The organism is Shinella sp. CPCC 101442, assembly GCF_024704725.1.
Taxonomy (GTDB): domain Bacteria; phylum Pseudomonadota; class Alphaproteobacteria; order Rhizobiales; family Rhizobiaceae; genus Shinella.
In genome coordinates, this window is sequence record NZ_JALIQS010000001.1 from 621,962 (window position 1) to 643,214 (window position 21,253).

At 64.5% G+C, this 21,253-nt stretch carries 21 protein-coding genes; 9 read left to right on the forward strand and 12 right to left on the reverse strand.

The window, feature by feature from the left end; genetic code table 11:
• Positions 1-126: 126 nt before the first annotated feature.
• Genes MUO32_RS02860 through argE form a run of 8 tightly spaced genes read left to right on the forward strand, consistent with a single transcriptional unit; the run spans position 127 to position 8,451 of the window.
• On the forward strand, positions 127-2,208 hold the full coding sequence (locus MUO32_RS02860; protein ID WP_257946716.1) for an FAD-dependent oxidoreductase: 2,082 nt from the start codon (positions 127-129) through the stop codon (positions 2,206-2,208).
• Positions 2,209-2,218: 10 nt separating this feature from the next.
• A complete protein-coding gene (locus MUO32_RS02865) occupies positions 2,219-3,298 on the forward strand; it encodes an ABC transporter ATP-binding protein (protein WP_257946717.1) in 1,080 nt (359 codons plus the stop codon).
• Positions 3,295-4,224, forward strand: coding sequence for an ABC transporter permease (locus tag MUO32_RS02870; RefSeq protein WP_257946718.1), 930 nt, complete (start codon positions 3,295-3,297; stop codon positions 4,222-4,224). Before MUO32_RS02865 ends, MUO32_RS02870 begins: the two co-directional genes overlap by 4 nt.
• The gene (locus MUO32_RS02875) at positions 4,221-5,030 is read left to right on the forward strand and encodes an ABC transporter permease (protein ID WP_257946719.1); all 810 of its coding nucleotides are present in this window, start codon (positions 4,221-4,223) and stop codon (positions 5,028-5,030) included. Before MUO32_RS02870 ends, MUO32_RS02875 begins: the two co-directional genes overlap by 4 nt.
• 19 nt (positions 5,031-5,049) lie before the next feature.
• Positions 5,050-6,066, forward strand: coding sequence for an extracellular solute-binding protein (locus MUO32_RS02880; protein WP_257946720.1), 1,017 nt, complete (start codon positions 5,050-5,052; stop codon positions 6,064-6,066).
• A gap of 60 nt (positions 6,067-6,126) precedes the next feature.
• A complete protein-coding gene (locus MUO32_RS02885) occupies positions 6,127-6,549 on the forward strand; it encodes a RidA family protein (RefSeq protein WP_257946721.1) in 423 nt (140 codons plus the stop codon).
• A gap of 11 nt (positions 6,550-6,560) precedes the next feature.
• Positions 6,561-7,238: a DUF1028 domain-containing protein gene (locus tag MUO32_RS02890; RefSeq protein ID WP_257946722.1), complete on the forward strand. Its 678-nt coding sequence runs from the start codon at positions 6,561-6,563 to the stop codon at positions 7,236-7,238.
• Positions 7,239-7,290: 52 nt separating this feature from the next.
• The gene (argE, locus tag MUO32_RS02895) at positions 7,291-8,451 is read left to right on the forward strand and encodes an acetylornithine deacetylase (protein ID WP_257946723.1); all 1,161 of its coding nucleotides are present in this window, start codon (positions 7,291-7,293) and stop codon (positions 8,449-8,451) included.
• Here the strand turns inward: argE and MUO32_RS02900 are convergent.
• The 8 genes from MUO32_RS02900 to MUO32_RS02935 form a co-directional block, all read right to left on the reverse strand.
• On the reverse strand, positions 8,448-10,124 hold the full coding sequence (locus MUO32_RS02900; RefSeq protein ID WP_257946724.1) for an ABC transporter ATP-binding protein: 1,677 nt from the start codon (positions 10,122-10,124) through the stop codon (positions 8,448-8,450). The genes argE and MUO32_RS02900 overlap by 4 nt on opposite strands.
• Positions 10,121-11,065, reverse strand: a complete 945-nt coding sequence (locus MUO32_RS02905) for an acetamidase/formamidase family protein (RefSeq protein ID WP_257946725.1) — start codon at positions 11,063-11,065, stop codon at positions 10,121-10,123. Before MUO32_RS02905 ends, MUO32_RS02900 begins: the two co-directional genes overlap by 4 nt.
• Before the next feature lie 73 nt (positions 11,066-11,138).
• Positions 11,139-12,755: an ABC transporter substrate-binding protein gene (locus MUO32_RS02910; protein WP_257946727.1), complete on the reverse strand. Its 1,617-nt coding sequence runs from the start codon at positions 12,753-12,755 to the stop codon at positions 11,139-11,141.
• Between the two features lie 21 nt (positions 12,756-12,776).
• Positions 12,777-13,697, reverse strand: coding sequence for an ABC transporter permease (locus MUO32_RS02915; RefSeq protein ID WP_257946728.1), 921 nt, complete (start codon positions 13,695-13,697; stop codon positions 12,777-12,779).
• Positions 13,697-14,545: an ABC transporter permease gene (locus MUO32_RS02920; protein ID WP_257946730.1), complete on the reverse strand. Its 849-nt coding sequence runs from the start codon at positions 14,543-14,545 to the stop codon at positions 13,697-13,699. The genes MUO32_RS02915 and MUO32_RS02920 overlap by 1 nt, the downstream gene beginning before the upstream one ends.
• Positions 14,545-15,129: an ANTAR domain-containing response regulator gene (locus MUO32_RS02925; RefSeq protein WP_257946731.1), complete on the reverse strand. Its 585-nt coding sequence runs from the start codon at positions 15,127-15,129 to the stop codon at positions 14,545-14,547. Before MUO32_RS02925 ends, MUO32_RS02920 begins: the two co-directional genes overlap by 1 nt.
• The gene (locus MUO32_RS02930; RefSeq protein WP_257946732.1) at positions 15,126-16,262 is read right to left on the reverse strand and encodes a transporter substrate-binding protein; all 1,137 of its coding nucleotides are present in this window, start codon (positions 16,260-16,262) and stop codon (positions 15,126-15,128) included. The genes MUO32_RS02925 and MUO32_RS02930 overlap by 4 nt, the downstream gene beginning before the upstream one ends.
• A gap of 175 nt (positions 16,263-16,437) precedes the next feature.
• Positions 16,438-16,842, reverse strand: a complete 405-nt coding sequence (locus MUO32_RS02935) for a MerR family DNA-binding protein (protein ID WP_257946733.1) — start codon at positions 16,840-16,842, stop codon at positions 16,438-16,440.
• A 50-nt stretch (positions 16,843-16,892) separates the two neighbouring features.
• On the opposite strand from MUO32_RS02935, the gene MUO32_RS02940 reads away from it, so the two are divergent.
• A complete protein-coding gene (locus MUO32_RS02940; RefSeq protein ID WP_257946734.1) occupies positions 16,893-17,675 on the forward strand; it encodes a glutaredoxin family protein in 783 nt (260 codons plus the stop codon).
• A gap of 108 nt (positions 17,676-17,783) precedes the next feature.
• Here the strand turns inward: MUO32_RS02940 and MUO32_RS02945 are convergent, their stop codons facing one another.
• Genes MUO32_RS02945 through MUO32_RS02960 form a run of 4 tightly spaced genes read right to left on the reverse strand, consistent with a single transcriptional unit; the run spans position 17,784 to position 21,246 of the window.
• On the reverse strand, positions 17,784-18,644 hold the full coding sequence (locus tag MUO32_RS02945; protein ID WP_257946735.1) for a dipeptide/oligopeptide/nickel ABC transporter ATP-binding protein: 861 nt from the start codon (positions 18,642-18,644) through the stop codon (positions 17,784-17,786).
• On the reverse strand, positions 18,610-19,425 hold the full coding sequence (locus tag MUO32_RS02950) for an ABC transporter ATP-binding protein (protein ID WP_257946736.1): 816 nt from the start codon (positions 19,423-19,425) through the stop codon (positions 18,610-18,612). Before MUO32_RS02950 ends, MUO32_RS02945 begins: the two co-directional genes overlap by 35 nt.
• Positions 19,426-19,429: 4 nt before the next feature.
• Positions 19,430-20,299, reverse strand: coding sequence for an ABC transporter permease (locus MUO32_RS02955; protein WP_257946738.1), 870 nt, complete (start codon positions 20,297-20,299; stop codon positions 19,430-19,432).
• The gene (locus tag MUO32_RS02960; protein ID WP_257946739.1) at positions 20,296-21,246 is read right to left on the reverse strand and encodes an ABC transporter permease; all 951 of its coding nucleotides are present in this window, start codon (positions 21,244-21,246) and stop codon (positions 20,296-20,298) included. The genes MUO32_RS02955 and MUO32_RS02960 overlap by 4 nt, the downstream gene beginning before the upstream one ends.
• Positions 21,247-21,253: the final 7 nt, after the last annotated feature.

The following is a 21,253-nucleotide window of genomic DNA, read 5'->3' on the forward strand; positions in this document are numbered from 1 at the left end:
ATTGAAATCACGCGCCACCACACGGCGAACTCTGATTAGTCTGAACCTAATCCATGTTTCCGGAACGCGTCATTTACCGGAAGCCCGTTGCCCAATCCTATAGACCCAGAAACTCCGAGGACTGCCATGCGTGACGCCAAATACGATATCCTGTTCGAACCCGTAGCGATCGGCCCGCACGTCGCGAAGAACCGGTTCTACCAGGTGCCGCATTGCAATGGCGGCGGCTATCGCGATCCATCCGCGGCTGCCGCCATGCGCGGCATCAAGTCCGAAGGCGGCTGGGGGGTCATCTTTACCGAGCAGACCGAGATGCACCACACCTCGGAAATCACCCCCTTCATCGAGTTGCGCCTGTGGGAAGACAAGGACATTCCCGGCCTTCGCCGCATGTCTGATGCCATGAAGGTGCATGGCGCACTTGCCGGCATCCAGCTTGCCTACTCCGGCATCAACGGCCCGAACTTTTATACCAAGGAGGTGCCGCTCGCGCCCTCGGCGCTGCCGATCCGCACTTTCACCAACGATCCGGTGCAGGCCCGCGCGCTCGACAAGGCGGAGATCAAGGATCTGCGCCGCTGGTTCGTCAACGCGGCGAAACGCTCAAAGATCGCCGGCTTCGACCTGATCTGTCTTTACGGCGCGCACGGGTTCGGGATCTTCCAGCACTTCCTGTCGCGCGCCACCAACCAGCGCACCGACGAATACGGTGGCAGCCTCGAAAACCGCTCGCGCTTCGCCCGTGAAGTCGTCGCCGATATCCGCGACGCCGTTGGCGACACGACGGCGATCACCATGCGCGTCAGCCTCGACGAGACGATCGGCGAACTCGGCTTCTCCAATGCCGAAGTGCGCGAATTCGTCGAGATGAACGCCGACCTGCCGGACCTCTGGGACCTGGCGCACGGCGCCTGGGAAGACTGTTCCGGCCCCTCGCGCTTCAAGGAGGAAGGCGCGCAGGAGCTGCTGGTCAAGGGTATCCGCGAACTCTCCACCCGGCCCGTCGTCGGCGTCGGCCGTTTCACCTCGCCGGACGTGATGGCGCGCATGATCCGCCAGGGCGTGCTCGATTTCATCGGCTGCGCCCGCCCCTCGATTGCCGATCCCTTCCTGCCCAAGAAGATCGAGGAAGGCCGTATCGAGGACATCCGCGAGTGCATCGGCTGCAACATGTGCATTACCGGCGACATGACGATGTCGATCAGCCGCTGCACGCAGAACCCAACCTTCATGGAAGAGTGGCGCAAGGGCTGGCACCCGGAACGCATGAATGCGAAGGGCGACAGCCAGACGGTTCTCGTCGTCGGCGCCGGTCCGGCCGGGCTGGAGGCCACCCGTGCGCTCTCCGTGCGTGGTTATGACGTGACGCTCGCCGAGGCCACCACGACGCTCGGCGGCCGCGTGGCGCGCGAACGCCTGCTGCCCGGTCTTTCGGCCTGGGGCCGCGTGGTCGATTACCGCCAGTACCAGATTTCCCAGCGCACCAATGTGGAAACCTATTTCGACAGCCGGCTGACCGCCGAAGACGTGCTGGCCTTCGGTTTCGAGCATGTCGCCATCGCCACCGGCTCGCACTGGCGCCGCGATGGCGTCGCCCGCCAGCATGTCGTGCCCATGCCGATCGATCCGACGATGACCGTCTTCACGCCGGACGACATCATGGCGAAGGCGCACGGCGAAACCCTCGCCGGCAAAACCGTCGTGGTCTATGACGACGACCACTATTACATGGGCGGCGTCATGGCCGAGGTGATGGCAAAAGCCGGCGCCAAGGTCATCCTCGTCACGCCATCGGCCTACGTGTCCGACTGGACGCGCAACACGCTGGAGCAGGGCGCGATCCATGTGCGCCTCGACGATCTCGGCGTCGACATCCGCCTCAACCGCGGCGTCACCGCGATCCGCGCCGGCGAGGTCGAGACCAACTGCACCTATACCGGCCGCCGCAGCGCCATCGGCTGCGACGCGGTTGTCATGGTTGCCTCGCGCCTCTCCGAGGATGCGCTCTACAATGATCTTCTCGCCAGGCAGGCCGACTGGGCGGATGCGGGGATCAAAAGCGTAAAAATCATCGGCGATGCGGCAGCCCCCGCGCCGATCGCCTGGGCGACCTATGCCGGCCACCGCTACGCACGGGAACTCGACACGCCGGATATCGGCGATGCCCTGCCCTTCCGCCGCGAAGTCACCCAACTCGAGCCGGCGTGAGGAGAGACGGATGAACAAGGCCATCGAAGTGAAATCGGTCTCGAAGAGCTTCGGGGCCTATCAGGCGCTGAAATCCGTCAGCTTCGACATCGGCAACAACGAGTTCTTCACGATGCTCGGCCCGTCGGGCTGCGGCAAGACCACGCTGCTGCGCATGCTCGCCGGCTTCGAAAGCCCGGATACGGGCTCCCTCCTGCTCAATGGCAAGGAGGTGGTTTCGATCCCGCCGCACAAGCGCCGCGTCAACACCGTGTTCCAGAGCTATGCGCTCTTCCCGCACATGACGCTGGAGCAGAACGTCGCCTATGGCCTCGAAAACCTCGGCTGGGAGAAGGCGCGCATCAGGAACCGAGTCGGCGAAATGCTGGAACGCGTCCACATGTCGGCGATGGCGGCGCGCAAGCCCGCCCAGCTCTCCGGCGGCCAGCGCCAGCGCATCGCGCTCGCCCGCGCGCTCGCACCCGAGCCGGAGGTGCTGCTGCTCGACGAGCCGCTCTCGGCCCTCGACCTGAAGCTGCGGCAGGCGATGCGCGACGAGCTACGCACGCTCCAGCGCGACACCGGCATCACCTTCGTCTTCGTCACGCACGACCAGGAAGAGGCGCTCGACATGTCGGACCGCATCGCCGTGCTCGGCGGTGGCGACGTACAGCAGATCGGCACGCCGACGGAAATTTACGAGGAGCCGGTCAACCGCTTCGTCGCCGATTTCGTCGGCGAAACGAACTTTCTGGATGTCGAGGTGCTGGAAACCCTTGGCGGCCAGGCGACCGTGCGCACGCCCTTCGGCCTTGACATCACCGTGCCGGCGACCGGCAGCGCTGCGAAGGGCCGGGCGACGCTGTCCGTCCGTCCGGAAAAGATCAATCTCGGCAATCAGGCCCAGGGGATTGCCAATGGTATCACCTTCGAGGGTCACGTCACCAGCAAGAACTACATGGGCGGCTACACCCACTATACGCTCGATGTCGCGGGCACGCAGTTGCGCGCCTCGCGCCGCAATGCCTCGCGCGAGGGGGATACGATCCCGGTCGGTGCGACCGTTCCGGTCGGTTTCGTCGCGGGTTCGGCTCGGGTTCTGGCCGCATGACGGAGAGCGCCCTCCCCACCACCGCCGAAACGGAGCGACGCCCGCGCACTCGCTTCTGGCATGACCTCGCCTTCTGGGGCCTGCTGCCGTCGCGGCTGCTGATGGGCTTCGCGCTGATCCTGCCGATCTTCATCATCGCCGCCGTCTCGGTGGCGACCCGCGGCGCTTACGGCGGTTTCACCTGGGATTTCAACCTCGCCGGCTACACCCAGATCCTCTTCAACGAGGGCTGGACGGGCGAGCTGGAGTTCACCCCGCAATATCTGCTGATCATCATCAGGACCTTCCTGCTTGCCGGCGCGACGACGCTGATCTGCCTCGCCTTCGCCGTACCGGTCGCCTATTTCATCTCCCGCCAGCCGCCGGGCCGCAAGGCGATCCTCGTCTATCTCGTAACGCTTCCCTTCTGGGTCTCGATGATCCTGCGTGTCTATGCCTGGATGATCATTCTCGGCAAGGACGGCACCCTGCCGAACCTGCTGGAAATCCTCGGTTTTCAGCCTGGCATGAGCTTCATGTTCAACGACGGGGCGACGCTGACGGCGATGGTCTATACCGCCATGCCGCTGATGGTGCTGCCGGTCTTCGCCTCCATCGAAAAGCTCGACGGCACGCTGATCGAAGCCTCGCACGATCTTTACGGCAATCGGTGGGTAACGCTGCGCCGGGTCATCCTGCCGCTGACGGCGCCCGGCATCACCGCCGGCGCCATCCTCGTCTTCGTGCCGGCACTCGGCGCGGTGCTTGAGCCGACATTGATGGGCGGCGGCAAGCAGATGATGATGGGCTCGCTGATCCAGCTACAATTCGGCGGCGGCCGCAACTGGCCCTTCGGCGCAGCCATCGCCATGACTCTGATGGCGCTCGTCATGATCTTCCTGATCGCCACGGCACTGCGCGCCGCCCGCCGGGAGGCCATGTCATGAGCATCCGCCACGACGTCAAGCGCTATCCGGGCCTCGGGCCGCTGACTGCCTTCTTCTTCCTCTATCTCTACGCACCGCTTGCCGTCATCGTCATCTATTCCTTCAACGCCAACCGGGTCGCGGGCGTCTGGACCGGCTTTTCGCTGAAATGGTACGGTTCGGCGCTGAACAATGCGGCGCTGATGAACGCGCTCGAGACGTCGCTGATCATCGCCGCGATCGCAACCACCGTCTCCACCCTCATCGCGCTCTCGGCCGCCCTTGCCATCATCCGCGGCAAGAATGTCCGCTTCCGCAAACTCTCCGAAACGGTGGTCAACCTGCCGCTGTTGCTGCCGGAGATCGTGCTGGCCGTGGCGACCCTCATCCTGTTCTCGCTCATCGACATCCAGAACGGCATGGTACGGCTCACCATCGCCCATTCGGCCTTCTGCACACCCTTCGCCTTCCTGCCGATCCGTGCCCGTCTGCAGGGCATGTCGCTCGACCTCGAAGAGGCGAGTGCCGATCTCTATGCCGACCGCTGGACGACGTTCCGCCGCGTGACATTGCCATTGATCTTCCCCGGCGTCTTCTCCGGCGCCATGCTCGCCTTCCTGATCTCGATGGACGACTTCATCACGTCGAATCTCCTGGCAACCGGCGGCTCGACGACGCTGCCCGTCTATATCTACTCGCTGATCCGCGCCGGCACCTCGCCAGAGCTGAACGCCATCGCGACGCTGCTGATCCTTGCCTCGCTCGTCCTCGCCACCGCAGCATTGCTCGTTGCGGCGCGTGGCACCCGTGAAAATGCCGAACCATAATCAAAGAGAGGAACATAAAATGAAGACGTATTTTGCAGCCACGGCCCTCGCACTCTGCTTCGCCACCGGGGCGCAGGCCGCGGGAGACCTGAATATCTACGCCTGGGCCGAATCCATCTCGCCCGCCCTCATCGAAAAGTTCTCCAAGGAGAACGACGTCAAGGTGAACGTCGACAGCTTCACCTCCAACGAGGACCTGCTGACCAAGCTGCAGGCCGGCTCCTCCGGCTATGACATCGCCACCCCCTCGCAGCACTTCCTGCGCGTGATGATCGACCAGGGCATCATCGAGAACTTCGGGGCCAGCAAGCTGAAGGCCTATGAAAACATCGAGGAGAAGTGGCGCAATCAGTGGTGGGACGAGACGCAGGACTATTCGATCCCGCTCGCCTATGGCACCGCCGGTTTCGTGGTGAACACCGACCAGTACAAGGGTCCGACCGACAGCTTCAAATATTTCTTCGAGCCGGAAGGCGAGCTGAAGGGCAAGATCGCTCTTCTCTCCTACCCCGACGAGGTGATCGGCGCCGCCCAGCTCTATCTCGGCGTGCCCTTCTGCTCGGAAGACCAGGCGGAGATGAAGAAGGTTCTGGACCTCCTGATGGCGCAGAAGCCGTCGGTTGCCGCCTATTCTTCCGACAATATCGCAAGCCGCCTCGCCTCCGGCGAGGTCTCGGCGCATTTCTGGTGGGACGGTGACTCGCTCAGGGCCCGCAAGGCCGGCTCCCCTGTCAGCCTCGCCATGACCAAGGAGGGTCTCGTCGGCTGGATGGACAGCTATGTCGTCCCGAAGGGCGCGCCGAACCGCGACAATGCGGTGAAGTTCGTCGAGTTCATGTCGACGCTGGAAAACGCCACGGAACAGATGAACTTCTATTCCCACTCCTCGCCGATGAAGGTGATCCAGGAGAAGGTCGTCAACACCAAGGAAACGGCACCGGAACTCTACCCAGAGGTGCCGATCACCTTCTCGCGCACCTGCTCGGCCGCCGCACAGGATCTGGTGACCCGCGTCTGGACCCAGCTCCTGCAATAATCGCACCTTTGCGCCGCGGGCGACCGCGGCGCTCACCCTACCGTCCTCAAGGAGACATCCATGCCCGTGCACACCCGCATCCGCCCCTTCAACACGAAGGAGACCTATCCCGAGCAAAAGCTGAACAACGACCTCTGCCAGGCGGTCGTCGCGCGGGGTGCCACGGTTTTCGTGCGCGGGCAGATAGCGCAGGACCTTGACACACGTGAGAGCGTGCATATCGGCGATGCCGGCGCGCAGGCGCGCAAGGCGATGGAAAACATCAAGATGCTTCTGGAAGAGGCCGGCTCGGACCTCAGCCATATCTGCCGCGTCGTCGTCTATCTCATCGACATCCGCTACCGCGAGGCCGTCTATACCGAGATGGGAAAATATCTCCAGGGCGTGTTCCCCGTCTCGACGGGTCTCGTCGTCTCCGCACTCGCCCGTCCGGAATGGCTGGTCGAGATCGAGGCGACCGCCGTCATCCCCGACGAAGCCTGAAGGAGGACGGCATGACCTTTTCCGTCTCCGGCCGCTGCGAAAAGACCGGCATGTTCGGCATCGCCGTCTCCTCCTCCTCGCCGAGTGTCGCGGCACGCTGCGCCCATGTGCGCGCCGGCGTCGGCGCCGTCTCGACGCAGAACGTCACCGACCCCCGTCTCGGCCCGAAAGGGCTGGACCTGATGGCCGGCGGCCTTTCGGCGGAGGCCGCGCTCAAGCGGCTGGTCGCGGAAGCGCCTGATATCGAATATCGCCAGCTCGCCCTCGTCGATGCCGCAGGCCGGACGGCCTCCTATTCCGGCGCCAGGACGCTGGGTACTCACGCCACCGCACGCGGCGACAACGTGGTCGCGGCCGGCAATATGCTGACGAGTACCGGCATCCCCCAGAAGATGGTGGAGGCCTTCGAGGCGGCGAAGGGCCAGCATCTCGGCGACCGGCTGATCGCCGCCATGCGCGCCGCCCTCGCGGCCGGCGGCGAGGAAGGTCCGGTGCATTCCATGGGCCTCGTCATGGTCGACAAGGTCTCCTGGAACGTCGCGGACCTGCGCATCGACTGGACGGATGGCGACCCGATCGAGGAATGCGCCGCGCTTTGGGAACGCTGGCGTGGCGAGATGGACGCCTATGTCACCCGCGCGCTCAACCCCTCGGGAGCGCCGAGCTACGGCGTGCCGGGCGATCTGTGACGGTGAAGGGGCGACCTTGCCCCTCGCCGCTTTTTCTTGAATGGACGGGCGCATGATCCCCTCGACCCCGGAAATCCTCGCCCGCCTCATCGCTGAACCCACCGTCTCGCGCATGTCCAACCTCGCGCTGCTCGACTATGTGGAAAGCCTGCTGCGCCCGGCCGGCGCGCGCATCGAGCGCTTCGTCCATCCGGATGGCAGCCGGGCCAATCTTTTCGCGACCATTGGTCCCGACGGACCTGATGGCGTGGTGCTGTCGGGCCATACGGATGTCGTGCCCGTCGAGGGACAGGCATGGAGCGGCGATCCCTTCGCATTGACCCTCCGGGACGGCCGTTTCTACGGGCGCGGCGCGGCCGACATGAAGGGTTTTGTCGCGTCGGCGCTTCGCGCAATCCTGCTCGCTTCCGAGCGCCCGTTGAAGCGTCCGCTGCATCTTGCTCTCTCCTATGACGAGGAAATCGGCTGTATCGGCGTGCGCGGCATGATCGAGGCGCTGGCGGTACGGCCGGAACGGCCGGCGCTCTGCATCGTGGGCGAGCCGACCGGCATGCGGATCGCCACCGGCCACAAGGGCAAGCTTGCGCTGCGCGCCTGCTGCCACGGGCAGGAGGGCCATTCGGCGCTGGCTCCGAACGCGCTGAACGCGCTGCATCTCGGCGCCGCCTTCATCCAGGCGCTTCAGGCGCGGCAGCAGGAGCTTGCCGACCACGGCGCGCGTGACGACGACTACGATATCCCCTACTCCACCATCCATGCCGGCATGATGCATGGCGGCACCGCGCTCAACATCGTGCCCAACCGCTGCGAGATCGACTTCGAGATCCGCAACATCGCCGAGGACGATCCGAGCAGCATCCTCGCCGGCATCGAGGCGGATGCCGAAACCATTGCCAGACCCTATCGCAACCGCTTTCCCATGGCCTGTATCGAGATCGAACCCGTCTCCGGCTATCCCGGCCTCAACACCGGTGCAGATGCACCCGCCGTGCGTCTCCTGAAGAGGATCCTCGGCGACGACGCCACGCTCAAGGTCGCCTTCGGCACCGAAGGCGGGCTTTTCGACCGGGACCTCGGCATCTCCACCGCCGTCTGCGGCCCCGGTTTCATGGATCAGGGGCACAAGCCGGACGAGTTCGTCAGCGTCGAACAGCTTGCCCGCTGCGACACCATGCTCAGCCGTCTCGTCGAGGAGCTGGCGCCGGAGGACTAACCGTTCGCAACCTTCCGGTAGAGCGCCGGATCGGGGATCGGCACGGCGGCCATGAGGTTACGGGTATAGTCGTCGCCGGGGTTTTCGAAGACTTGCCGGCGCGTGCCCATCTCGACGATACGCCCGCCGCGCATCACGGCGACGTGGTGCGACATTTTCTCGATGACGGCCATGTCGTGCGAGATGAACAGATAGGCAAGGCCCATCTGTTCCTGCAATTCCAGCATCAGGTCGAGCACGCGGCCGCGCACCGAGACGTCGAGCGCGGCAACACTTTCGTCGGCGACGATGAGCTTCGGCTCCAATGCCAGTGCGCGGGCAATACAGATGCGCTGGCGCTGGCCGCCGGAAAATTCATGCGGATAGCGGCTGCCAGCATCCGTGGGCATGCCGACGCGGGCAAGCAGCGCCGCCACCCGGTCCTGCCGCTCGGAGGTATTGCCGACGTTGTGGATGACCAGCGGCTCGGCAATCGCGGCGCCGACCGTCATGCGCGGATCGAGCGAGGCATAGGGATCCTGAAAGATCATCTGTGCGACGCGGCGCACCGGCCGCATCGCTGCGGGTTTCAACCCGGACGTCTCGCGTCCGTCGATCGCGACGCTGCCTTCGAAGGGAATGAGGTTCAGCACCGCCTTGCCGGTCGTCGATTTGCCGGAGCCGCTTTCGCCGACCAGGCCGAGCGTTTCGCCCGCCTTGATGGTAAAAGAGATGTCGCTGACCGTCGCCGGCGCGACGCGCGAGCGGTTGAACCAGCCGGCGCGCGCGCCATAGGTGACGCTGAGGTCCTTCACCACCAGCACCGGCTTTTCAGCCACGGGCACCTTGGCCGCCGTCAGGCGCGGCGGGCCGTCCGTGCCGGCATGCGCGCCGAGGCGCGGCACGGCGGCGAGGAGCTGGCGCGTATAGGTCTCCCTCGGGCGGGCGAAGACGTCGAGTACATCGCCCTGCTCGACGATACGGCCCTGCTGCATGATCGCCACCCGGTCCGCCATCTCCGCGACCACGCCCATGTCGTGGGTGATCATCAGGATAGAGGTGGAGAATTCACGCCGGAGTTCGCGCATCAGCGTCAGAATCTGCGCCTGCACGGTCACGTCGAGCGCCGTCGTCGGCTCGTCGGCGATCAGCACCTTCGGCCGACAGGAGAGTGCCATGGCGATCATCACGCGCTGGCGCATGCCGCCGGACAGTTCGTGCGGATATTGTTTGAGCCGTCGCGGAGCCTCGCTCATTTGTACGGCGTCGAGCATCGATCGCGCGATGGCCTCCGCACCCTCGGAGAGGTCCTCGCGATGCTCGCGGATCGCTTCCACCATCTGGTCGCCGATGGTCATGACCGGGTTCAGCGAGGTCATCGGTTCCTGAAAGATCATCGCGATGTCGCCACCGCGGATTTTCCGGAGCGCCCGGGTCGGGATGCCGAGGATGTTGCGGTCCTCCAGCCGGATTTCACCCGACGACACTTTCAGCGAGGCCTTGGGCAACAGCCCCATGATCGCAAGCGAGGTCACGGATTTGCCGGACCCCGATTCTCCCGCAAGGCAGAGCGTCTCGCCTGCGGCGAGGTCGAAACTCACCCCGTCGAGAATGCGCTTCAGCCCTTCGGGCGTGCGCGCATCGACGGAGAGGTTGCGGACGGAAAGAACCGGGGCGGCATTGCTGGAGGTCACGCGAAGACGATCCTCGGGAAGTAGAAGGAGACAACCCAGTTCGGCATGTCGACGATCTCGCTGATCCGAAGATCGCCACAGACCGAGCAGAGCATGTAGGCATCGACGGGGCTGTAGCCGTGCTCGGCAACCAGAAGGTCGATCATGCGCATCAATGCTTCCCGAGCGCCCGTCATCAGGTCCGGACCGATACCGGTCGTCACCTCGTAGCCGGCGCCGTCGAGATGGCGTGTCACCGGCTCGGTCGTGGTGAAGCGTGGTGTCTGGAGATTGGCGCCCTTCACGAGGTCGAGGGTCAGCTCGACATTCATCTGGCTTTCGATGGCCGTGCCGCAGACCTCGCCGTCGCCCTGCGCGGCATGGGTATCGCCGACGGAAAATAGCGCGCCCTCCACCTCGATCGGCAGATAGAGCGTGACACCGGCCGTCAGGTCGCGGATGTCCAAGTTGCCGCCGACGCGGCGCGGCGGCACGACGGAATGCAGGCCGGGTTCGGCGGGTGCGACACCGATCGTGCCCGTAAAGGGTTTCAGCGGAACGCGGCCGCCGGGGCCGAAGGCCGAAGGCGCCATGGATGCCGTGTCATAGGACCAGATGTGCAGTGCCGGGTCCTTGAACTGATCGGCGAGCAGGCCGAAGCCGGGAATATTAGCCGTCCAGCCGTGGCCGGAGGGGTGGAACTTGCGGATCGTCACCTTCAGCGCATCGCCGGGTTCGGCACCCTCGACATAGACAGGGCCGGAGACCGGGTTCACCTTGCCGAAATCGAGCGCCGCCAGCGTTTCCAGCGTCGCATCCCTGCCAAGCTGGCCGCCGGAGGAATCCAGGCATTCGAAGAGGATGGTCTCGCCGGGCCGGGCGGTCAGCGCCGGCGGAAAATCGCGGTTCCAGCCGAAATTATGCTGCGCGCGGTGGATGGTGTGGGTGCAGGCGACGCACATGAAAAGCCTCCCGGTCGTTTTATCGGTCTTGGAAAGCTCTCCCCGCCTGTGCGGGGAGAGCGATATCGAAGGCTCAGGGCTTCACGAAGATCGCGTCGTAATTGATGACGCGCGTCGGATCGATGTAGATGTTGTCAGGCCCGCCCATGCGCAGGGACTTCGCGACGACGCGGCGCTCGTTGATGACGGGCACCCAGGGCGCATCCGCCATGACATCCGTGAAGATCTTGCTCCAGGCCGCCTGGCGCTCCGCCGCCTTGGCCGGATCGGACATGGCATCCGCCTCGCCGGCACGCTTGTCGATCGCCTCGTTGCAATACCATGGCCAGTTCCAGCCGCCCGCGACAGCGCCGGAGCAGCCGAGGATCGGGCCGTAGAAGTTCGACGGATCCGGGAAGTCGGCGATCCAGCCCATGCCGCCGGACCAGATCATCGGCGCTTCGCCTTCCGTGCCGCCCGCGGCGATCACATTGCCCTGCGCCAGCGCCCGCACCTCGGCCTTGATGCCGATGGCGGCGAGATCCTGCTGGATCGCCTGGGCGATGCGCGGCTGCGGATCGGTGTTGGTCGAATAGAGCACCGTTTCGAAACCATCGGGGTGGCCGGCCTCGGCGAGCAGCGCCTTTGCCTTCTCCACGTCATAGGCATAGCCGGTGAAGGTCTTGTCATAGCCGGGCATCAGCGGCGGCAGGATCTGGTTTGCGGCGGTTGCGCGACCGTTCAGGAGGCGCGTGATGCGCTCCTTGTTGATCGCCATGTTGACGGCCTGGCGCACCTTCACGTCGTCGAAGGGTTTCACCTTGGTGTTAAGCGTGATGTAGCCGGTATGCAGCTGCTCGCCATCGACGATCATCGCCGCCCCCTCGGGCGAGTTCTTGATCTCCAGGAACTTTGCCGGCGGAATGCCGTCGCCGGCAATGTCCACTTCGCCCTTCTGCAGGCGCAGGAGCGCCACGAGCGGCTCCTGGCCGACCTCGATCGTCACCTTGTCGACATGCGGCACGTCTTTCACGAAATAGTCGGGGTTGCGTTCGAAGACGAGCTTCTGGCCGATCGTCCAGTCCTTGAGGACCAGAGAACCGGAACCGACCGGCTTCTTGCCGAAATCGCCGGCAGCGGCTTCCACGGCTTCCTTCGGCACGACGGAGGCGAAGTTGATCGCCATGACATGCAGGAAGGTCGCATCCGGCCGCGAGAGGTGGAAGACGACGGTCTGGTCGTCGGGCGTCTCGATACCCGAGAGCAGTTCCGACTTGCCGCCCGTCAGGTCGTCAAAGCCCTTGATGGCGCCGAAGAAGCCGGCGCCCGGGCCTTGGGTCTTCGGATTGATGGCGCGTTCGATGGAGTATTTCACGTCACCGGCGACGATTTCACGGCCATTGGTGAACTTAACGCCCTTGCGCAGCTTGAACGTATAGGTGAGGCCGTCAGGCGCGACCTCGAAACTCTCGGCGAGCGAAGGGACGAGGTTGGCGGTGCCCGGCTCGTAATCCATCAGGCGCGAGAACAGGCTCTTGATCATCGACCAGTTGACCCAGTCGTAGCCGATATGCGGGTCGAGCGTGGTGATGTCGTCCTTGTAGGTGACGACGATCTCGCCGCCCTGCGCCGGCGTTTCGGCATGCGCAAGGAGTGGAGAGAAGGCGAGCACGGCCGCCGTGGTTGTTGTCAAAATCCAGCGATTGAACATTTTTAAGTTCCCCTTTTGGTTTCAATGCGAACGGATGCGTGGATCGATCATCGGCGCGATGAGGTCGGCGACGAGGTTGCCGACGATGATGGCGAAGGCGGAGGTGAGCGTGACGCCCATGATGATGGGAATATCGACCTGCTGGATCGCCTGCCAGGCAAGCTGCCCGATGCCCGGCCAGCCATAAACCGCCTCGACCACGACGACACCGCCCATGAACTGGCCGATGTCGATACCGATCATCGCGACGATGGGCAGGATGGCGTTGGGAAGCGCATGGCGCAGCACGACGCGGCGGCCGGAAAGGCCCTTGGCACGGGCGGTGCGGATGAAATCCTGGTTGAGGACGTCGATCATCGCCGAGCGCGCCATGCGCGCATACCAGCCGGCGCCGAGAATGCCGAGCGTCATGGCGGGCAGCACGACATGGGCCAATGTCCCGTAGCCGCTCATCGGGAACCAGCCGAGCGTCGCGGCGAAGACGTAGAGCAGCAGGAGGGCGACGACGAATTGCGGGGCGGAGACACCGACGAAGGCGGAGGCCATGACGATGCGGTCGATGGCGCCGCCACGATTCAGCGCCGCGACGATCCCGAAGGTGAGACCGAACAGCACCTCGACGAAGATACCGGCCGCCATCAGCGTCAGCGTCGCCGGCAGGCGGGCCATGATGAGTGTCGCGACCTCGGTCTTCTGCGCATAGGAACGGCCGAGATCGCCCTGAACGAGATTGCCGAGATAGTGCAGGAACTGGGTCAGCAACGGCTGGTCGAGGCCGAGTTCGCGGCGGATGTTCTCCACCGTCTGGGCCGTCGCGCTACGGCCGGCGAGCATGCGCGCGGGATCGGCCGGCAGCGCATAAAGCAGTATGAAGGTGATGGCCGCAACGCCGAGCAGGATGAGACAGGACTGGACGAGACGTTTTGCGAGCAGCATTGCCATCAGCCGCGACCCCGCTGGGTGGGGTCGAGGATGTCGCGCAACGCGTCGCCGACGAGATTGAAGGCGAGCGCCGTGAGCAGGATCACCGCACCGGGGAAGAAGACGAGCCAGGGGGCGGCCTGGAAATAGCTCTGGCTCTCGAAGATGATGTTGCCCCAGGAGGGCTGTGGCGGCTGCACGCCGATGCCGAGGAAGGAAAGGGTCGCTTCGAGCAGCACGGTCGTCGCAATGCCGAGCGTGCCCCAGACGATGGCGGTCGGCACGAGATGCGGCAGGATATGCAAAAGCACGATGCGGGCGTTGCCGGCACCGAGCGCCCGCTCGGCCATGATGAAATCCCGCTCCACCAGTCCGCGCGTCTCCGTGTAGACGATGCGCGCCACCTGCACCCAGTTGACGAGCGCGATCACCATGGCGACGATCCAGAGGCTGGGCTTGAGGATGGCGGCGAGCACGATGGCCAGCAGCAGCGCAGGAAAGGCCATCATCAGGTCGGTGAAGCGCATCAGCAGGCCGCCGACCCAGCCGCGCATGTAACCGGCCGTCACACCGACGAAGAGGCCGATCGTAACGGCGATGCCGTTGGCGACGAGGCCGATGATCAGCGAGGTGCGCGCGCCGTAGAGCAGGCGCGAGAGCAGGTCCCGGCCAAGCGTATCCGTGCCGAGCATGAACTGTTCACCCGGCGGGATGGGCGCACCCTCCAGCGTCAGGCCGTCGAACATCTGGTTGTCGGGCTCATAGGGCGCAAGCCAGGGTGCAGCGATGGCCGCGAAGACCACGGCAAGGACGATGACGAGACCGAAGACCGCGGCGGGCTGGCGGCACAATTCCTTCAGGACCCGCATCAACCGACCTCGCGCAGGGTTTCGGAACCGCCGAGGAAAAAGGCGGCAAGCTGTTCGATGGGCATGCGGCGGCGCATGGCGCAGTCGCGCAGGATCGCATAGGCGCGCTCCTCGTCGACATGTCGTTCGCCCGCGAGCCGTGCGACGGCGGCAAAGACGATCGGCCGCAGTTTCAGCCGCTCCTCGAGATGGGCGATGCGGCGGCGCGCTTCCACGCGCTCCGCATGAACGGATGCGGCGAGCACCAGCGCGGGATAGACGGCGGAGGCGGCAACCGGCTTCGGAATGATCGCACCGGCGCCGTGGCGCAGCGCGAAGGCGATGCGACCCGGCGCTTCCGAACCGAGCAGCGCCACGACCGGGCAGGCCGGCGCAATATCGGAGATGGGCAACAGCTCGTCCCAGCCACGGTCGGCGTCGATGAGCACGAGATCAGGCAGGTCGGCGACGGCGAGCGGCGTCCACTGAAGGGAAGCCGAAATGCCGAGCAGGCCGAACTGGCGGCGCAGGCGATCCGTATTGCCATCCTCCTCGCTGAGGATGACGGCACGCCAGCCGGTGAAATTCGGCGTCCTCGTCGTCATGACACGACCCTCAGGCGCGGGGCGCGCTTCGTCGGAGCCCCGGTGAGGTACGGATCGGCCGCAAGTGCGGGGGCGGACGCGATGACGTCGAAACCATGCCGGTCGTTGATGCGACCGAGCAGAAAGGGAAGCGCTGCATGGTTGGTTGCCGCGTCCACCCGCATGTCGCCGAAAAGCGACGGCCAGGCGCGGGCCAGTACCTCACCGCGCACGCGCTCGGGCGCATCGGAACCAGCCGCCTCGATCGCCGCGATGCAAAGGCTGACGGCGGTATAGGCGCTGGCAAAGAGGCTGGAGACGATACGCTCGCCGCCGCTCCAGCCGGCAAGCCGCGCCTTGAAGGCCCGGTTGTCGGGCGTGTCCAGCGTATCGAAATAGGAAGCCGCGCAGAGCTGGCCGAGGGCCGCCCCCTCGCCGATATCCCCAAGTTCGCATTCCTGCAGATCGCAGCTGGCAACCGGGCAGTTTTCCGGCAGGAAGGCCGGGTCGCGCTCGCCGAGTTTTCGCATCGCGGCGAGGAAAGCATAACTCGACGGCCCCACGAGATTGTTCAGCACGAAGCTCGGCCGCTTCTCGGCGATATCGGCGACGATGCGTTCGACGGCGGTCTCCTCCAGCGGCAAGTAGCGTTCGCCGAGCACCGTGCCGCCGGCATTGTGGATCAGCTCGCGTGCCAGCCGGTTCATCTCCCAACCCCAGACATAGTTCGCGCCGACGAGATAGGGCCGCACGCCGTGGCGGGGCAGCAGGTAGTCGAAAAGCGGGATCAGGTGCTGGTTCGGGCAGCCGCCGATATAGATGACGTTCTCGTTCGCCTCGAACCCCTCATAGGGGCACATATACCAGAGCAGGCCGTCATGTTTTTCGACCAGCGGAATGACCTCTTTCCGCGCAGAAGACGTGATGGTGCCGACGATGTGGCGGCAGCCATGATCGCGGATGAGGCTGCGCGCGCCCTCCAGATAGGCCGAGAGATCGGCGCGCGGATCGAAAAAGACGGGCTCGATGAGCGAGCCGCCCCGCGCGCGATAATCGTGAAAGGCGAATTCGGCGCCCGCATGCGCATCCCGCCCCATCGCCCCATAGGGACCGGAGGTCGAATAGAGGATGCCGATCTTCACGCTTTCCTGCATCAGCCACCAATACGAAAAGCCCACAGCGGGAAGCCCCGGAGACCGGGCCGCTGTGGGCGCTATTGCCCTTCGACAAACGAAGTCATGTGAGAACGGCGGGAGAACCGCTCCCGCTTGTTGGAAACGATTGAAATACGCTCGGTTGGTCTTTGTCAAGCACCCCGGCCGGATGCCGTCAGGCCTCGAAGGACTTGAGGATCGGGCATGGCCCCGTCTTTCCGACGGCACATTCGGAAACGAGTTTCTGCAACGACGCTCTGGCGCGCTGCAGCTCCTCCATGCGCGCATCGAGCTCGGCCAGACGCTTGGCCGCCATGGCGCGCGCCGCCGCGCGGTCCTCACCGGAATCGAGCGCCAGCAGCTGGCGGATTTCCTCCAGCGTGAAGCCCGCAGCCTGCGCCTGGCGGATGAAACGCAGTCGGCTGAGATCGGTATCGTCGTAGCGGCGGATACCGTCTATGCGCTTCGGCGTCGAAAGCAGGCCGCGGCGCTGGTAGAAACGCACCGTCTCGACGCCGACATCCGCCGCCGCCGCAAATTTTCCGATTGTCAGGTCTTTTGGCTGTTGACTCCGTACCATGGTACGGAACCTATAGTCCTGCCAACGATTTCACAAGACAGGAGAGTGAGATGTTGGATAGCAACAATCTGAATACGAAGAAGGCCGTTCTCTACCGCATGGTGATGGAGAGCCACACCTGCCCTTACGGCCTGAAGGCCAAGGATCTGCTAAAGCGCTCGGGCTATGAGATCGAGGATCGCCACCTGACGACCCGCGAAGCCACCGACACCTTCAAGGCGGAGCATGATGTCGCCACCACCCCGCAGGTCTTCATCGGCGGAACGCGTGTCGGCGGTTACGACGACCTGCGCCGCTACCTCGGCAAGCCCGTCGCCGATCCCAAGGCGACCACCTACCGGCCGGTCATCGTGCTTTTCGCGCTGACGGCGCTGACCGCGATGGCCGCAAGCTACGCCGTCAGCGGTTCGCCCTTCACGCTGCGCGCAGCCGAATGGTTCATCGCCTTCTCGATGGTGGTTCTGGCGATGCTCAAGCTGCAGAATGTCGAAGCCTTCGCCACGATGTTCCTCAACTATGACCTGCTCGCCAAGCGCTGGGTGCCCTACAGCTACATCTACCCCTATGCGGAGGGCCTGGCCGGCGTGCTGATGGTGGCGGGCGCGCTGACCTGGCTGTCCGTCCCGATCGCGCTCTTCATCGGCACGATCGGCGCGGCCTCGGTGTTCAAGGCCGTCTATATCGACAGGCGCGAACTGAAATGCGCCTGCGTCGGCGGTGCGAGCAACGTTCCTCTCGGCTTCATCTCGCTGACCGAGAACCTGATGATGATCGCCATGGCGCTCTGGATGGCAGCCGCTTCGCTCGGCTATATCGCCGCCCACACCATGTAAAACACACCGGCGCCGCCCCAAGCGGCGCCGCTTTTCCATTCTTGACCACCCTCTTCCTCGACGGCGACAGCCGTATCAAGGCCTGCACGCTCCCGGGGCGTATCGCTGCTACCGGTGGATCGGCAGAACACCCTCGACCAGCCGACGCGTCGCCTCGTGGCGCCCTGCCCGGCCGAGTTCAGCCGATGCGAAACTGTCCACCAAACGCCCTTCCTCCATGACCAGAATACGCTCGCAGAAGGACTGGATGACGCCGAGATTGTGGCCGATGAACAGGTAGGTCAGGCCGAACTCGCGCTTGAGTTCGCGCAGCAGATCGAGGATCTGCGCCTGGATCGAGACGTCAAGCGCGGATGTCGGTTCATCGAGAATGACAAACCGGGCCTTGACGCCCAGCGTCCGAGCAATGTTGATGCGCTGTCTCTGCCCGCCCGAAAACGCATGCGGAAAACGTCTGGCATCCTCACCGCGAAGCCCCACCCTTTCGAGGAGGTGCAATGTCTCCTGCTCGGCTTCCTGCCGCGACGTCACGATCCCGAGATTGAGCATCGGTTCGGCGATCTGGGCGCCAATTCGGCGACGCGGATTCAACGACGCGGACGTGTCCTGCGGCACGAGCTGTATGTGGCGGCGGTAGGCCAGCCGATCTTTTTCCGCAAGCCCCGACAGATCGACGCCGTCGAAGGAAACGCTGCCGGCATCCGCCCGCTCCAATCCGGTCAGGATGCGGGCAATCGTAGACTTGCCGGAACCGGAACCGCCGATTAGGCCTACGGTTTCGCCATCGCGGATCGAGAAGGCAACATCGTCGACGGCGGCCACCCTGCGGGATATGCGCCGAAACAGTCCGTGCCCGATTTCGAATGTCCGGCGGAGGTTGCGCACATCGACCAGGGGGGATTCAACGGCCATTCTATCAGGATCCTCGCGGGTTTCAGGAGGTAAGATCGAGCTGCGGGACAGCGGCAATGAGGCTGCGGCTATAGACCTCCGTCGGCGCCTCGAGCACGCGGCGTGTCGGCCCCTCCTCCACGATGCGCCCCCTGTGCATGACCGCAACCCGCTTGCTGAGATACGACACCACTCCGAAGTCATGCGTGATGACGATGATGGCCGTGCCGAACTCTGTGTTGATGTCGCGGAGCAGGTTCAACACCTGCAACTGCGTTATCGTATCGAGGGCCGTCGTCGGCTCGTCGGCAATGAGGAGGCGCGGCCGGCTGCTGATCGCCATGGCGATGATCACCCGCTGGCGCATGCCGCCGCTGAGACTATGCGGATAGGATGAGAGCACACGCTCGACGTCAGCGATGCCCACCTTGACCAGCCATTCGCCGGCATCGACCAGCGCCTGCCGGCGCCCCACGCCGTTGCGAAAGGCGATCATGTCCGAAAGCTGGTTGCCGATCGTATGGACCGGGTTGAGCGAGGTCAGCGAGTTCTGTGTGATGAACGCGATATCCTTTCGCAGGATACGGCGCCTTGTTTCACGCGAATGCAGAAGATCCTCGGCATCGAAACGAATGCTTCCGGCCGATACGCGCATGATGTTGGCAGGCAGGAGGCCGAGCACGGCGGATACCGTCACGCTCTTGCCGCTGCCGGATTCTCCAACGATGGCCAGGATATCGGCGGGCTGAACGCTGAGATCGATCGTGTCCAGAATGCGCCGGCTGCCGGAGCGGCCCGACAGTTCGACGCTCAGTCCCGCAATGTCGAGCAACGGCTTGGCGGTGGGATCTGTGCTCATGCGGTCAGCCCTGCTGCGGATCGAGGATGTCGCGCAGTCCGCTGCCAAGCCAGTTGAAGGCAAGGGACGTCACGATGATAGCGATGCCGGCCGCGAGCACGACATGGGGCGCACCCTGCGCAAACACTTCGACGCCCTCGACCGTCATCCGCCCCCAGTCGGCATTGGGCGGCTGGATGCCGAGGCCGAGAAAACTCAATCCCGAGGAAAAACCGATCATCGGTCCAATCAGGGTCGTGGCGTAGACGATCGATGGCGAGACGACATTGGGTAGGAGTTCCTTGAAGAGAACCTGGCTGCGGCTTGCCCCGAGCAGCCGCGCCGTCTCCAGATAACCCTTGCCGATCTCCCCGACGACGGCACCGTAGACGATGCGCGTCATGTAAGGCACGAGCGAAACGGTGATCGTCACGATGATCGTCGTGAGCCCCGGGCCGAGCAGAGAGACGGTGGCGATTGCAAAAAGGATCATCGGAAAGGCAAACAGCGCATCGATCACCCGCATGATCAGTCCGCCCAGAAAAGACGACGCATAGCCAGCGAGAAGGCCAAGGACCAGGCTGATGGCGAGTGCTGCAGCGACAGGCACTAGGCCGGCGATCAGGGAAGGACGCGCCCCCCAGAGGAGACGGCTCAAAACGTCTCGGCCCTGCGCGTCCAGACCCAGCAAATGGCCTTCCGTTCCCGGTGGCAGCAAGCGCAGCGCACCGTCTCCGGATAGCGGATCGAAGGGCGCAAGCAACGGCGCCAGAAGGGCGGCTGCAACGACAACCACAATCACCACAAGCGCAACCGCAGTACGGCCGAGCCGGAAGCCGGCGCCGAAAGCCGGACGGCGATTGGGCGCCGGCAGCGGCGAAGCGGTCATTGTCATGACAGTGCCCTCCGCGGATTGAGCCAGACAAGCACCATGTCCACGACAAGGTTGATCGCGACGAATGTCGCGGCGATCATCAGGACGCCCGCCTGGATGACGGCGACGTCGCCGGCCGTAATGGCATTGAAGAGCTGCGCGCTGATGCCCGGCCAGGCAAAGACCGCCTCGACGAAGATGACACCGCCGAACAGCGTGCCGAACTGCAGGCCACCGACGCTGATGATCGGCGGGAGGATGTTGCGCCAGACCTGCTTGCGGAAGATGCGGAACGAGGACATGCCCGCCGCCTGGGCGATCTTCACATAATCGGACGCCAGCACGTCGATCACCGCACCGCGTACCAGCCGGGCTATGATGGAAATCGCCAGTACCGAGGCCGCAATCGACGGCAGGACAAGATGCGCCAGAAGATCGAGGCTGGAGCCCCGCGCCCGCATGTTGCGCATCCCGGAGGACGGAAGCCAGCCGAGTTCGCGGGCGAAGATCCAGATCAGGATGAGACCAAGCCAGAAGACCGGCGTTGCCGCCAGAACTTCCGTGAAGAACATGAGAACCTTGTCGAGCAGACGCCCCGCCCGAAAACCGGAGGTGACGCCGATGGCAATACCGAACAGAAGCGAGAGGAAGAGGCTGGACAGGGCGAGGATCAGCGTATTGCCGAAGGCGGGAAGCAGGATCGACATCGCCGGAACCTGCGTGCTGATCGAACGGCCGAAATCACCGTGAGCCACACGCCACAGCCAGGCGCCGTACTGCTCGTGGAACGGCAGATCAAGGCCAAGCCTTGCCCGCATGCCCGCGATCTGCTCGGCCGTCGCCGACTGGCCGAGCAGCGTCTTCACCGGATCGCCCGGGGAGAGATAGACGATCAGGAAGACCACGAAGGTGACAGCCGCCAGCACAAGAATGGCGGCCGTCAGTCTTCTGAGGAAAAAAGCAATCATTGTCTGT

Bases quoted from the DNA above. Each gene is read 5' to 3' on its own strand.
- MUO32_RS02935 (WP_257946733.1), bottom strand. From the start codon at position 16,842: ATGGTACGGAGTCAACAGCCAAAAGACCTGACAATCGGAAAATTTGCG.
- MUO32_RS02940 (WP_257946734.1), top strand. From the start codon at position 16,893: ATGTTGGATAGCAACAATCTGAATACGAAGAAGGCCGTTCTCTACCGC.
- MUO32_RS02860 (WP_257946716.1), top strand. From the start codon at position 127: ATGCGTGACGCCAAATACGATATCCTGTTCGAACCCGTAGCGATCGGC.
- MUO32_RS02880 (WP_257946720.1), top strand. From the start codon at position 5,050: ATGAAGACGTATTTTGCAGCCACGGCCCTCGCACTCTGCTTCGCCACC.
- MUO32_RS02885 (WP_257946721.1), top strand. From the start codon at position 6,127: ATGCCCGTGCACACCCGCATCCGCCCCTTCAACACGAAGGAGACCTAT.
- MUO32_RS02865 (WP_257946717.1), top strand. From the start codon at position 2,219: ATGAACAAGGCCATCGAAGTGAAATCGGTCTCGAAGAGCTTCGGGGCC.
- MUO32_RS02910 (WP_257946727.1), bottom strand. From the start codon at position 12,755: ATGTTCAATCGCTGGATTTTGACAACAACCACGGCGGCCGTGCTCGCC.
- argE (WP_257946723.1), top strand. From the start codon at position 7,291: ATGATCCCCTCGACCCCGGAAATCCTCGCCCGCCTCATCGCTGAACCC.
- MUO32_RS02950 (WP_257946736.1), bottom strand. From the start codon at position 19,425: ATGAGCACAGATCCCACCGCCAAGCCGTTGCTCGACATTGCGGGACTG.
- MUO32_RS02905 (WP_257946725.1), bottom strand. From the start codon at position 11,065: ATGTGCGTCGCCTGCACCCACACCATCCACCGCGCGCAGCATAATTTC.
- MUO32_RS02915 (WP_257946728.1), bottom strand. From the start codon at position 13,697: ATGGCAATGCTGCTCGCAAAACGTCTCGTCCAGTCCTGTCTCATCCTG.
- MUO32_RS02930 (WP_257946732.1), bottom strand. From the start codon at position 16,262: ATGCAGGAAAGCGTGAAGATCGGCATCCTCTATTCGACCTCCGGTCCC.
- MUO32_RS02875 (WP_257946719.1), top strand. From the start codon at position 4,221: ATGAGCATCCGCCACGACGTCAAGCGCTATCCGGGCCTCGGGCCGCTG.
- MUO32_RS02960 (WP_257946739.1), bottom strand. From the start codon at position 21,246: ATGATTGCTTTTTTCCTCAGAAGACTGACGGCCGCCATTCTTGTGCTG.
- MUO32_RS02890 (WP_257946722.1), top strand. From the start codon at position 6,561: ATGACCTTTTCCGTCTCCGGCCGCTGCGAAAAGACCGGCATGTTCGGC.
- MUO32_RS02870 (WP_257946718.1), top strand. From the start codon at position 3,295: ATGACGGAGAGCGCCCTCCCCACCACCGCCGAAACGGAGCGACGCCCG.
- MUO32_RS02920 (WP_257946730.1), bottom strand. From the start codon at position 14,545: ATGCGGGTCCTGAAGGAATTGTGCCGCCAGCCCGCCGCGGTCTTCGGT.
- MUO32_RS02925 (WP_257946731.1), bottom strand. From the start codon at position 15,129: ATGACGACGAGGACGCCGAATTTCACCGGCTGGCGTGCCGTCATCCTC.
- MUO32_RS02955 (WP_257946738.1), bottom strand. From the start codon at position 20,299: ATGACAATGACCGCTTCGCCGCTGCCGGCGCCCAATCGCCGTCCGGCT.